The organism is Telluria sp. AC161, assembly GCF_979258535.1.
Window position 1 is genome coordinate 4,604,614 of record NZ_OZ409861.1, and the last position, 12,610, is coordinate 4,617,223.

General features: G+C 65.8%; 9 protein-coding genes. 8 read left to right on the forward strand and 1 reads right to left on the reverse strand.

Features of this window, described 5'->3' with window-relative positions; genetic code table 11:
• Positions 1–10: 10 nt before the first annotated feature.
• From ACZ0AJ_RS20510 to ACZ0AJ_RS20530, 5 genes are read left to right on the forward strand one after another with little or no spacing between them, the layout of a single operon-like run.
• The gene (locus ACZ0AJ_RS20510) at positions 11–1,186 is read left to right on the forward strand and encodes a CpaE/TadZ family protein (RefSeq protein WP_499456278.1); all 1,176 of its coding nucleotides are present in this window, start codon (positions 11–13) and stop codon (positions 1,184–1,186) included.
• A 38-nt stretch (positions 1,187–1,224) separates the two neighbouring features.
• Positions 1,225–2,571, forward strand: coding sequence for a TadA family conjugal transfer-associated ATPase (locus tag ACZ0AJ_RS20515; protein ID WP_499456280.1), 1,347 nt, complete (start codon positions 1,225–1,227; stop codon positions 2,569–2,571).
• A gap of 10 nt (positions 2,572–2,581) precedes the next feature.
• Positions 2,582–3,562, forward strand: coding sequence for a type II secretion system F family protein (locus tag ACZ0AJ_RS20520; RefSeq protein ID WP_499456282.1), 981 nt, complete (start codon positions 2,582–2,584; stop codon positions 3,560–3,562).
• A 7-nt stretch (positions 3,563–3,569) separates the two neighbouring features.
• Positions 3,570–4,514: a type II secretion system F family protein gene (locus ACZ0AJ_RS20525; protein WP_499456284.1), complete on the forward strand. Its 945-nt coding sequence runs from the start codon at positions 3,570–3,572 to the stop codon at positions 4,512–4,514.
• Positions 4,515–4,530: 16 nt separating this feature from the next.
• On the forward strand, positions 4,531–5,430 hold the full coding sequence (locus tag ACZ0AJ_RS20530; protein ID WP_499456286.1) for a LytR C-terminal domain-containing protein: 900 nt from the start codon (positions 4,531–4,533) through the stop codon (positions 5,428–5,430).
• 5 nt (positions 5,431–5,435) lie between these two features.
• Here ACZ0AJ_RS20530 and ACZ0AJ_RS20535 read toward each other — a convergent pair whose 3' ends face one another.
• The gene (locus ACZ0AJ_RS20535; RefSeq protein ID WP_499456288.1) at positions 5,436–7,019 is read right to left on the reverse strand and encodes a family 16 glycosylhydrolase; all 1,584 of its coding nucleotides are present in this window, start codon (positions 7,017–7,019) and stop codon (positions 5,436–5,438) included.
• Positions 7,020–7,522: 503 nt separating this feature from the next.
• On the opposite strand from ACZ0AJ_RS20535, the gene ACZ0AJ_RS20540 reads away from it, so the two are divergent.
• The 3 genes from ACZ0AJ_RS20540 to ACZ0AJ_RS20550 all read left to right on the forward strand — a co-directional run bounded on the left by ACZ0AJ_RS20540 (position 7,523) and on the right by ACZ0AJ_RS20550 (position 12,402).
• Positions 7,523–10,555 (forward strand): TonB-dependent receptor, encoded by a 3,033-nt coding sequence (locus ACZ0AJ_RS20540; protein WP_499456289.1) that lies wholly within the window; start codon positions 7,523–7,525, stop codon positions 10,553–10,555.
• A gap of 229 nt (positions 10,556–10,784) precedes the next feature.
• Entirely contained in the window at positions 10,785–11,405 is a 621-nt protein-coding gene (locus tag ACZ0AJ_RS20545) for a SapC family protein (RefSeq protein ID WP_499456290.1), read from the forward strand.
• A complete protein-coding gene (locus tag ACZ0AJ_RS20550; protein WP_499456292.1) occupies positions 11,389–12,402 on the forward strand; it encodes a cupin-like domain-containing protein in 1,014 nt (337 codons plus the stop codon). The genes ACZ0AJ_RS20545 and ACZ0AJ_RS20550 overlap by 17 nt, the downstream gene beginning before the upstream one ends.
• The last annotated feature ends 208 nt before the right edge of the window (positions 12,403–12,610 follow it).

Consider the following 12,610-nt stretch of genomic DNA (forward strand, 5'->3'; position numbering starts at 1 on the left):
CGAGGACTTCATGAGAGCGCTCCTGATCAGCCGGGACAGCCACCTGTACGCGGAACTGGCCGCCCAGGGCGCCGCGCGGGTGCCGCCCCTGCACCTGGGCGCGACCCGCGCCGGGCTGCGCGAGGCGCTCGACCGGCCCGATCCCGACGCGCCGCAACTCGTTATCGTCGATGCCAGCAACCTCGAACCGTCCGAGGCCAATCTGCTCGAGCGCCTGGGCCGGCAGTATCCGACGGCGCAACTGATGCTGCTGACTACCCAGCACCAGCCCGACCTGTTGATTACCGCGATGCGCGCCGGCGTGCGCGAGCTGCTGCAACTCCCTTTGGTGCACCGCGCCTTTCATGAGGCGATGGACCGGATTGCGAGCGCCGCCGGCATCTCGACCATGCGCGACGGGAAGGTGCTGGCCTTCATCGCCTGCAAGGGCGGCAGCGGCGCCACCTTCATCTCGACCAATTTCGGCTACGCGCTTGCCTCGCTGGCGGGCAAGAAGGTGCTGCTGATCGACCTGCACGGCCAGTTCGGCGACGCCGCCCTGTACGTGTCGGACCAGAAGCCGGCCATGACGATGTCGGACGTGTGCGCCCAGATCGCCCGCATCGACGGGCCGTTTCTCGAATCGTGCCTGGTGCACGTGACGCCGGGCTTCGGTGTGCTGGCGGCGGCCGACGATCCGTCCCACGAGCGGCAGGCCAAGCCCGAACACATCGACACCATCCTGCGCGTCGCGCGCCAGCACTACGACTACGTGCTGCTCGACGTCGGGCGCCAGATCGATGCGGTGTCGCTGCGCGCGCTGGACGTGACCGACACCATTTACCCGTTGCTGCAACTGGCGCTGCCCGATATCCGCGATGCGCGCCGCCTGCTCGACATCTTCCGCTCGCTCGGCTATGTGCTCGACAACATCCGCCTGATCGTCAACCGCTATGAAAAGGGCGGCAAGCTGCGCCTGCAGGACCTGCATGCGGCGCTGGGCTGCGAAGTGGTGCACACCTTCCCCAACGACTACATCGCGGTCACCGATTCGGTGAACCAGGGCGTGCCGGTACTGCAGTTGTCGCGATCGAGCGCCGCCGCGCGCAGCCTGGCCGACCTGGTCGAACTGGTGACCGCGCAGCGCGTCCACGAAAGCCGCGGCCTGCTGGGGCGCCTGTTCGGGCGCCAGGATCACGTCGACTGACTCGTTCCTCACGTTTGAACCACGCACCGGAGACATCGATGTCCCTTCGCGAACGCCTTGCGCTGCCCGACCCGGAACGCCCGAGCGGCGCCGAATCGCACGACGCCCCCAACCAGGCCTACCAGAAGCTCAAGAAGCTGATGCACCAGATGATCCTCGACCGGATCGATCTGGAGCGGCTGAAGCGCCTGACCGCCGAACAGTTCAAGCACGAGCTGGCGCTGCTGGTCCAGCGCATCATCGAAGACGAACGCATCGTGCTGAACCAGCACGAGCGCCACCACCTGGTGCTCGACATCCAGCACGAGATGCTGGGCTTCGGCCCGCTCGAGCCGCTGCTGGCCGATCCGACGATTTCGGACATCCTGGTCAATACCGCCAGCAAGGTCTGGGTCGAGCGCCACGGCAAGCTCGAACTGACCGATGTCACCTTCCACGACAATGCCCACCTGATGAAGATCATCGAAAAGATCGTCTCGCGCGTGGGGCGCCGGGTCGATGAATCGAGCCCGATGGTCGATGCACGCCTGCCGGACGGCTCGCGCGTGAACGCCATCATCCCGCCGCTGGCCGTCGACGGACCGATCCTGTCGATCCGCCGCTTCGGCGGCAGCCCGCTGACGGTGCACAACCTGCTCGAGTACAAAAGCATGGCGCCGCCGATGATCCGGGTGATCGAAAGCCTGGGCACGGCCAAGGTCAATATCCTGATCTCGGGTGGCACCGGCAGCGGCAAGACCACCTTGCTCAACCTGATCTCGGGGTTCATCCCGGCCAGCGAACGGATCGTGACGATCGAGGATGCGGCCGAGCTGCAACTGCGCCAGCCGCACGTCGTGCGCCTGGAAACGCGCCCGCCGAATATCGAGGACAAGGGCGAAGTCACGCAGCGCGCGCTGGTGCGCAACGCGCTGCGCATGCGGCCCGACCGCATCATTCTGGGCGAGGTACGCGGCGCCGAGGCGCTCGACATGCTGCAGGCGATGAACACGGGCCACGAAGGCTCGCTCGCCACGATCCACTCGAACACGCCGCGCGACGCGCTCTCGCGCCTGGAAAACATGGTCAGCATGGCCGCCGTGAACCTGACACCGCGCGCGATCCGCCAGCAGATCGTCTCGGCGGTGACGGTGGTGCTGCAGGTCTCGCGCCTGACCGACGGCACGCGCAAGCTGGTGAGCATGCAGGAGATCACCGGGATGGAGGGCGAGATCATTTCGATGCAGGAGATCTTCCTGTTCGAACAGCGCGGCGTCGACCCGCAGGGCAGGGTGCTCGGCCACTTCAGCGCCACCGGTGTGCGGCCGCGTTTTGCCGACCGCCTCAAGCTATTCGGGGTCCCGGTGCCGGACGACACGTTCGATCCCGACCGCGTGTTCGATTGAAGGAGCGGTCATGGACATCCTGTTCTACGGTTTCGTCGTGGTGCTGTTCGCCGCCGTCATCCTGGCGGTCGAAGGCTTCTACCTGTGGTGGATGAGTACCCGCGGCGCTGCGGCGCGCCGCATTGCACGCCGCCTGCAGGTCATGTCCGGCGGCGCGCAGACGCGCTCGGGCGAACGCATCTCGATTCTCAAGCAGCGCCCCTACAGCCACCGGCCTGCATTCGACCGGCTGCTGCACCGGGCAGCCCTGGCCCAGCGCATCGATGCGCTGCTGGTGCAGGCCGGCGCGCCCTGGACCGTCAGCCACTTCATTGGCGCCACCTTCGGCTGCGTGATCACGGTCCTGGTGGCGGGCAGCGTCTGGGCGTTGCCGCTGCAGGCGCGCCTGCTGCTGTGCGTGGCCAGTCCTGGCCTGCCGTGGTGGCTGCTGCAGCGGATGCGCAGGCGGCGCCTGATCCGCATCGAGCACCAGCTGCCGGAGGCGGCGGACTTCATCGCACGCGCGCTGCGCGCCGGGCACTCGTTCATCAATGTGCTGCAGATCGTCGGCAATGAAATGCCCGAGCCGCTGGCCGGTGAATTTCGCATTGCGCGCGAAGAGATCAATTATGGCGTACCGATGAACGAAGCGCTGCATGGGCTGGCCGCGCGCATTCCGCTGACCGACCTGCGCTACCTGGTGATCGCGGTGCTGATCCAGCGCGATTCGGGCGGCAACCTGGCCGAAATCCTCGGCAATATCAGCGGCATCATCCGCGCCCGCCTGAAACTCGTGGCGCAGGTGCGGGTGCTGTCGGCCGAAGGCCGCATGTCGGCCTGGATTCTGGGCTTGCTGCCATTTGGCGTGATGGGCGTGATGACGGTCAGCAGCCCGCATTACGTCAGCATGCTGTGGACCGACCCGAGCGGCCAGCGGCTGCTGTGGTACGGGTTGGGCATGATCATCTTTGGCGTGCTGTGGCTGCGCCGGACCATCCGCATCCGCATATGAGGCCGCGATGAATACCATGCAACTGTGGTTCTTGCTGATCGTCTTCATGGTCGTGTGCGTGCTGTGCTGGGTCGCACTGGCCCTGTTCGCGCCAGTCGCGCTACGCGAGCGTCTGCGCCGTCTTCTTGGCCAGCGCGCGGTGGCGGGCATGGGTGACGCGCCGCGCCTGCGCTGGATCGAGCGTGTCGCCAGCGTGGCCCGCCCGCTCACCCGGCTGTCGATCCCCGACGAAGGCTGGGAAAAATCGACGCTGCGCACCCGCTTCATGAACGCCGGCTGGCGCAACCCGGCGGCGCCGACGCTGTACTTCGCCGCCAAGACCGCGTTGGCGCTGCTGGCACCCGCCGTACTGGCGCCCGTGATGCTGTTGCGCGGCGATGCGTCGGGCCGCATGGTGCTGATGATCCTGCTGTGCGGCGCGGCGCTCGGCTACTACCTGCCCAATGCCGTGCTGGCGCGCCGCGTCAAGCGGCGCCGGCGCGAGATCTTCGAGACCATTCCCGATGCCCTCGACCTGTTGACGGTGTGCGTCGAGGCGGGCCTGAGCCTGGAGCGCGCCCTGGTCAAGGTGGCCGCCGAAATCCATATCAAGAGCGTGGTGCTGGCGCAGGAGATGCAGATCGTGCTGATGGAAATGCGGGCCGGCTTCAGCAAGGAAAAGGCGCTGCGCAATTTCGCGCTGCGCTCCGGCGTCGAGGATGTCGATACCCTGGTGGCCATGCTGATCCAGTCCGAACGCTTCGGCACCAGCGTGGGCGACGCCTTGCGCGTGTATGCCGACAACCTGCGCCACAAGCGGCGCATGATCGCCGAAGAAACCGCTGCGCGCATTGGCCTCAAGCTGCTGTTCCCGCTGATCTTCTGTATTTTCCCGACGCTGATGATGGTCCTTCTGGGACCGGCGGCGATCCAGATTTCCCGTGCCATGAGCGCGCTGGCCAGCGCGCGCTGAACCCAAGGAGGCCGCCATGCGCCCGACCATCCACCGTAGCGCCCGATTCACGCGGCTGGCATTGCTGTGCGCCAGTCTTGCGGCGTGCGCGCCGCTTCAGGCGCCAGGATCGCACGCTACCTCACCCGACCTGAACGCAGCGCTACAAGCGGACGCCGGACCCGACGCAGTCCAGCGGTTCGTCAATCTTGGCAACGCGTCTCTGCGCAATGGCGATTACGACGCTGCCCGCGTAGCGCTGGAACGGGCCTGCCTGCTCGACCCGCTGGTCGCGCACTCGTGGGAGTTGCTGGGCGAAGCGCTGGCCGCGCTGGGACAGGATGCCCGCGCGCGGCAGATGCTGCGCCAGGCAGCGTCGCTGCGCCAGTACGACTTGCGCGCCGACTTCGCTGCGACCGGTGGCCAGACGGGCGTCGCCGCGCTCGGCCAGGCCATGGCGGCATTACAGCCCACCCCACAGCCCGGCTGGGCGCAAGCGCAGATCCACGTCGGCGTGGACGGCATGATGGAACTGCGCCGCATACCGGCCAGCGCGCCTGTTGTACAGCCTGCCTTGCCGTCTGCCCTGCAGCCGCTTTCACTGCCGCCAGCCGTGACGCGTCTCGAGATCAGCAATGGCAATGGCGTGACCGGGATGGCGCGCGCACTGGCACGCCAGATCGACGCACCGAGCCTGCGCGTCACGCGCCTGTCGAACCAGCCCGGCTTTGCGGTGCGCCACACGCGCATCGAATACGACGCAGCGCACGTCGATGCGGCCCGGCGCCTGGCGCAGCGCGTGGGCAGCGTGCACCTGCAGGAAGTCGACCACCGCGCACCCGCCAACCTGCGCCTGGTGCTGGGCCGCGACCTGGCGCAGCGCGGCGCCATGCTGCGCCTGGATGCGAAGAAGGCAGAGTCACTGGCACTGCGCTGAACCGGTCACGGCGCCAGCGGTGCATCCTTGCGATACACGCGCACATAGTCAACCAGCATCCGGCGCGGGAACGCGGTCGTGCTGTCCGGGTAACCGGGCCAGTATCCGCCGACAGCGAGGTTCAGCAGCACGAAGAACGGGTGCTCGAATACCCAGTCGCCCTTCACCAGGGCCGGCGTGGCGGTATGGTAGTGCACGCCGTCGCGGTACCAGCGGATTGCCTGCGGTTCCCACTCGACGGCGAATACATGGAAATCGTCGCCGTAGTCGGCGCCGTCCAGCGCGACCGGTTTGCTGAACGCGTGCTCGCCCGAATAGCCCGGCCCGTGCAGCGTGCCGTAGGCATTGCGCGGTTCCTTGCCGATGATTTCCATGATGTCGATCTCGCCGCTGCGCGGCCAGCCCACCTTGCCGATATCGGCGCCCAGCATCCAGAACGCCGGCCAGATGCCCTGGCCCTTCGGCACCTTGATGCGCGCTTCGAAGCGCCCGTATTGCGTCTCTTTCAGGCCGGCTGTCTTGAGCCGCGCCGACGTGTAATCCTTGCCTTCGTAGCGTTCCTTGCGCGCCTCGATGATCAGGTGGCCGTCCTCCACGCGCACGTTCTCGGGCCGCGCCGTGTAGAACTGCATCTCGTTGTTGCCCCAGCCATGGCCGCCCGTCTCCAGCGTCCAGATCGTGCGGTCGAGCGCTGCGCCGTTGAATTCATCGCTCCACGCGAGCGTCCAGCCGGGCAGGCGCGCCTGCGTCTGTGTAACTTGCTGCCTGACGTGCTGCATGATGTTGATGAACGTGTCGGTCCAGACCACGTCACGGTGCGCGGCGAGGTAACGCACCAGTTCTTCATGCGCCTGCGACGACACGCTCAGGTGGTCGCCCCCGATGCCGTGGAAGGTGAAGGCGACCATGGTGCCGCGTGCAACGGCCTGCTCCACCAGCGCGATCAGTTCCGCGCCGCTGGCACCCACCGGGCCGACCGAGGCAACCTGATACGGATCGACCGCCGCCATCGAAGCCGGCACGCCTGGCCCGTTGCCCGCCTTGATCGCAACGAACGCCGGGCGCAGTGCGGGCAGGTAGTCGCCGTCCAGCGCCTGCACGTCGCCGCAGGGCGCCGTGTAGGTGCGTTCGCGCCGGCCATCGATCGCTTCGAGCATCGTATTGGCCAGCAGGACCTGGTCGACCATCTGCGCGCGGCTGGTCGTCGCGAGGTCGCGATGTGCGGCGACCCAGCCGCGGTCCGGGCCCTTGCCCGAACACTGATGGAACAGGCTGTGGTTGCCCAGTTCATGACCGCGGGCGGCGGCCGCGCGCCACGCCGGCAGGCGAGCGGCCACCGGCGGGCTCGATAGCTGCAGATAGAAGGTGCCCTTGATGCCGTGGCGGTCCAGCGCCGGCAGCGCGTTGTCGAGTTGCGAGTCGAGCGCGTCGTCGTAAGCGAGGCTGACTGCGGCGCGCGCGCCACCGGGCCAGGAAAATGCGGGTGCCGGCGCAGCAGCATGTACGCTGGCGGCACAAGTGACACAGATAGCGGCGAGCAGGGCGCTGCGGGGGACGCTGCGCGTGAGACGAGCCAGAAAATGGTGCATGCATGCTCCAGTTTGGAAACGTTACCAAAACGTCAAGCCGACTATAGCGTGCCAAGGAGATCCCGTCAATGCGGGCGGCGCGTCCACCAACCACCCTGGTCGAGACGGGCGGCGGTGCGGCGCGCACCAAAGTGTTGCAAAACTACGTCACACCGGTTGACGAGGTAACGGAATATTCCGTTGACAATTTATTTTCATAACTCTAAGATTCAGATCACTGCATGGAAACGTTTCCATGCGACGGACAAATTCCCTTCGATCCCCGATTGGCGCAGCCCGCCAAGGAGCCGAGGACACATGACACAGTGCAGCGCGCACCCGGCGATTCACGTAGCGAGGCCATCGGCACCAGCCGATCGGTCTCGCTGCACCACATGGTGGCGCGCCGCCGGGCAAGGAGGCGCCCGGGTTTGAAAGGCAGTACCCGGGGGCAGCGGCGACGCATCCGGATGGCGGAGACACCGTGTCTGAGCACGGTCATATTTATAAAAACAGGAGAAGACATGTACTACCCAAAGGCTAAACAGACCTTGATCAGTCTGGCAGTTGCCAGCGCATGCGCGGCGTTCATGCCGGCGTTTGCCCAGGAAGCGGCCAGCATGCCGCCAGCCGAAACCGCCACCAGCGCCCCTGACCAGGCGGTCGATGCGGCCAGCAACCCGACCGCATCGATCACCGGCCCCGCGCAAAACGGCACGCAGACCGTCGTCGTGACCGGCCTGCGCGCCAGTCTCGAATCGTCGATGAACCTCAAGCGCAATGCGCAGGGCTTCGTGGACGGCATCGTCGCCGAAGACATCGGCAAATTCCCCGACACGAACCTGGCCGAATCGCTGCAGCGCATCTCGGGCGTGTCGATCGACCGCGAAATCGGCGAAGGCTCGAAGATCACCGTGCGCGGTGTGGGCCCCGACTTCAACCTGGTGCTGCTCAATGGCCGCCAGATGCCGGTATCGAATCTGGGCGACCGCAATGGCCGCGCCTTCGACTTCGCCAACATCGCCTCCGAAGCAATCTCGCAGCTGCAGGTCTACAAATCGAGCCGCGCCGAGACCCCGACCGGCGGCGTCGGCGCGACCATCAACGTGATCACGGCGCGCCCGCTGTCGCGCCCCGGCATGCAGGCCAGCATCGGCATCAAGGGCGTGCACGACACGTCGGCTACCAACCTGCCGGACGGTCTCCAGCACGGCAACAAGGTCACGCCGGAAGTCTCGGGCATCTACTCGAACACCTCGGCCGACGGCCGCTTCGGCATCGGCCTGTCGGCCAGCTACCAGGAACGTAACCTGGGCTACAACCGCGCGTCGGTGGCCAATGGCTGGAAGGGTCCGTTCCGCGGCGACCAGGCAACCTACGGCGCGATCCCGCTGCCAGGCCAGCCAGGCTCGGAGCTGATCACGAACCGCCCAGGTCCGACCGACCTGTACCAGACCCCGCAGAACCTGAACTACAACCTGAGCGGCGTGCAGCGCGAGCGCACCAATGGCCAGGTCGTGTTCCAGTTCGCACCGAACAAGTCGATCACCAGCACCCTCGACTACACCTATTCGGAAAACAAGATCCACACCCGCCGCAACGACATGTCGGCCTGGTTCAACTTCGGCCCGTCGTCGAGCAGCTGGACCGACGGTCCGATCGCCGGCCCACTGACCTACACCGAATTCATCCCGGCCGGGAACAGCGACATCGCGATGGGCGTGTCGGACTTCGCGACCCGCAGCGAAAACAAATCGCTGGGCTTCAACACCGTCTGGCGCGTCACGCCCGAGCTGCGTTTTGAACTCGATGCCCACAGCTCGTCGGCCGAATCGACCCCGGACAGCCCGTTTGGTTCGAGCAACGTGATCGGCACCGCGAGCTTCAGCCGCGGTAACACCACCGCTGACTTCTCGCAAGACTTCCCGGTGCTGAGCATCCAGGGCGCCGACTACGCGCGCGCCCCGCAGCAGGTGACCGGCTCGGTGTTCGAGAACGGCTACATGAAGACCGAAGTCGACCAGATCCAGACGCACGGCAGCTGGAAAGTGCTGGAAGCCTCGGAGGTCAAGTTCGGCCTGGGCGCGACCAAGGTCGATTACCGCTCGGCGTTCTCGGTGCAGCAGCGCGACACCTGGGGCGGCGCCACGCAGGCATCCGATTACCCGGCCAGCCTGTTTACCGTCGATAGCCTTGGCAAGTACTTCGACCAGGTCAACGGCAGCAACAATCCGGCCCTGTTCGACCGCTTCCACACCTTCAATTTCAACCAGATCCGCGACATCGTCGCGCAGGCCTCCGGCCTGCCGCAGCTGTACGTGCCGAAGACCACCTACGACACCGACCGCCGCACGGAAGAAAAATCGAAGAGCCTGTACCTGCAGTTCAACACCGAGTGGAACACGCGCTACCCGATCAATACCTCGCTCGGCGTGCGTTACGAGAAGACGGACGTCAGCTCCACCGCGCTGGTGCCGACCCCGATCGCAATCAGCTGGGTCTCGCAGAACGAGCTGCCAGTGGTGTTCGGGCAGTCCGGCTTCACGACCCTGAAAGGCGACTACAGCCACGTGCTGCCAAGCTTTGACGCCGACATCGCGCTGCGCGACGACATCAAGGGCCGCTTCAGCTACGGTCACACCATCGGCCGTCCACGCTACGACCAGATCGCCGGTGGCCAGGTGCTCGATACGCTGGCGCGCGTCGAAGGCGGCACCGGTTCGCAGGGCAATCCGGCGCTGGAGCCGGTCAAGTCGAAGAACTTCGACCTGGCGCTCGAGTGGTACTACGGCCGTCAGAGCTTCATCTCGGTCAACCACTTCCGCAAGCAGCTCGAGAACTACGCCGGCCAGTCGCAGATCATCGCCCAGCCGTTCGGCGTGCGCACGCCAGTGGGCGGCGCCTACTGGAATGCGGCGCTGGGCAGCTGCACGACAGCAGACACCACCTGCATCCGCAACTACATCTTCCGTAACTTCAACGGTCAGCCGGGTGTGGTCGCAGGACCGAACAATGCGTCGGGCGATGCCACCGGCACCATCACGGCCATCGGCACCGATCCGGTCGCGAACTTCCGCATCACGTCGTACTCGAACCAGAAGAAGGCGAACATCCGCGGCCTGGAATTCAACCTCCAGCACATGTTCGGCAACAGCGGCTTTGGCGTGCAGGCCAACTACACCTACGTCAATTCGGGCCTGAAGTACGACAACGGCAGCGTGGGCGAGCAGTTCGCACTGGTCGGTCTGGGCGACTCGGCCAATCTGGTGGGTATCTTCGAGAACGACAAGTGGAACGTGCGCGCGGCCTACAACTGGCGCGACGAGTTCCTGTCGTCGACCTTCGACGGCTCGGGCCCGAACCCGAACTACGTCGAAGCGTACGGCCAGCTCGATCTGAGCGTGGGCTACAACGTCAACAAGAACCTGTCCGTCTCGTTCGAGGGCATCAACCTGACCGACGAGATCCAGCGCACGCACGGCCGCACCAAGCAGCAGGTGCTGTTCGTGACGCAATCGGGTCCGCGTTACATGCTCGCGGCGCGCTACAAATTCTGATCGCGCAGCATCTGGCCGGCGCCGGTATTCGGGAGTAGACTTCCCGCACACCGGCCCTGCAACCGCAGCGGCGGGTCGGCATCAGCCGGCCCGCCGCTGTCGTTTCACCGAGTGCTTCCAATAACGACAACGAGACGTCCATGCCCAATATCGCCCTGCTGAACAATATCGAACACAAGGACCTGCGCATCATCGCCGGCCACCGCCCCGGCCTGGGCAGCGAAGTCGCGTGGGTGCCGACCTTCGCCGACGAATTCCGCTCCCTGCAGGGATCTACCCGATCATCTTCCGCCAGCTCGAAGACGGCGCGAACTTCGAAGCGATCGCGCTGCTGGGCTTTACCGAAGACGAGAACCTGTTCCTGCAAGACGGCCGCTGGGATGCGCCGCTCGTGCCGTGGATGCACGAGCGCCAGCCGTTCTACATCGGCCGCAACGGCGACGAGCTGATGATCCAGGTCGACCTCGACCACCCGCGCGTGAGCACGACCGATGGCGAGCCGGTGTTCAAGCCGCATGGCGGCAACACCGAATATCTTGAAAAAGTCAGCACCATGCTGTCGAACATCCACAACGGCGTGCAGGCCAATATCGGTTTTCTCGAGGCGCTCAAGCGCCATGATCTGCTCGATGCGTTCGTGCTCGACATGGAATTCGACAACGGCGCGCAGAACCGTCTGGGCGGCTTCTTCACGATCCACGAAGAACGCCTGGGCGCGCTCGAGGCAAGCGCCATCGCCGAACTGCACGCGGCCGGCTACCTGGCGCCGATCTACTTTGCACTGGCGTCGCTGTCGAACTTCCGCAATCTGATCGACCGCAAGAATCACCGCGATGCCGCCGGCCGCTAACGCCATCCGCGAGCTCGCCGGTGTGACGCCGGCCGATCTCGATGCAACGATCCTGGCCTCGACCGAGCCGCTGCTGCTGCGCGGCCTGGTGGCGCACTGGCCGGTAGTCGCTGCAGGGCGCCAGTCGCCGCAGGCAGCGCTGGATTACCTGCGCCGCTGGTGCGGCGACGCCACCGTCAATGCGATGCTCGGCCCGCCCGACATTGGCGGCCGCTTCTTCTACAACGCCGCGCTCGACGGCTTCAATTTCCAGTCGCTGCGCGTGCGGCTCGACGCCGTGCTCGATGAACTGGCAAAGCATTCGGCCACGCCAGCGCCGCCCGCCATCTACGTCGGCTCGACCACGATCGACGGCGCGCTGCCGGGCTTCAGGAGCGAGAACGATGTCGACCTTGGTCCGCGCGACCCGCTGGCATCCATCTGGATCGGCAACCGCACTCGCATCGCTGCCCACTACGACGTGCCGGACAATCTGGCCTGCATCGCGGCCGGGCGGCGCCGCTTCACGCTGTTCCCGCCGGGCCAGCAGCACAATCTGTACATCGGCCCGATCGACCTGACGCCTGCCGGCCAGCCCATCAGCCTGGTCGATTTCGCACAGCCCGATCTTGCGCGTTTTCCACGCTTTGCCGATGCGCTCGCGCAGGCGCAGAGCGCCGAACTGGGGCCGGGCGACGCGCTGTTCATCCCCAGCATGTGGTGGCACCATGTCGAGGCGCTGGACGATGTCAATGTGCTGGTCAATTACTGGTGGCGCCAGTCGCCGGACTGGATGGACACGCCCAACAACGCACTGATGCACGCGCTGATGACGGTACGCGACCTGCCACCGGCGCAGCGTGCGGCCTGGGCCGAGCTGTTCCTGCACTACGTGTTCGAGGCCGATGACGAGACGGCAGCCCATATCCCGCCAGGCGCGCGCGGCCTGCTTGGTCCGATGGACGACAACACATCGCGCATGGTGCGCGCGCAGCTGCTCAAGCGCCTGAACCGCTAACACCTGCTGAAAAGCCGGGGTCAGGTCTGACATTTGGACACGATCTCGACAATGGGCTAGCAAAAGCCGGGGTCAGGTCTGACATTCGGACACGATCTGGACAGTGAGCTTCCCGGAATCAGCTGGAACCGGGCCATGCTGATACTGCGTAAGACGCCATTGGAAGTGGCCAAGGCTGAGGTCGTGTCCGAATGTCAGACCTGACCCC

Coding starts and splice junctions, on each gene's coding strand:
- ACZ0AJ_RS20510 (WP_499456278.1), top strand. CDS start 11: ATGAGAGCGCTCCTGATCAGCCGGGACAGCCACCTGTACGCGGAACTG.
- ACZ0AJ_RS20515 (WP_499456280.1), top strand. CDS start 1,225: ATGTCCCTTCGCGAACGCCTTGCGCTGCCCGACCCGGAACGCCCGAGC.
- ACZ0AJ_RS20520 (WP_499456282.1), top strand. CDS start 2,582: ATGGACATCCTGTTCTACGGTTTCGTCGTGGTGCTGTTCGCCGCCGTC.
- ACZ0AJ_RS20525 (WP_499456284.1), top strand. CDS start 3,570: ATGAATACCATGCAACTGTGGTTCTTGCTGATCGTCTTCATGGTCGTG.
- ACZ0AJ_RS20530 (WP_499456286.1), top strand. CDS start 4,531: ATGCGCCCGACCATCCACCGTAGCGCCCGATTCACGCGGCTGGCATTG.
- ACZ0AJ_RS20535 (WP_499456288.1), bottom strand. CDS start 7,019: ATGCACCATTTTCTGGCTCGTCTCACGCGCAGCGTCCCCCGCAGCGCC.
- ACZ0AJ_RS20540 (WP_499456289.1), top strand. CDS start 7,523: ATGTACTACCCAAAGGCTAAACAGACCTTGATCAGTCTGGCAGTTGCC.
- ACZ0AJ_RS20550 (WP_499456292.1), top strand. CDS start 11,389: ATGCCGCCGGCCGCTAACGCCATCCGCGAGCTCGCCGGTGTGACGCCG.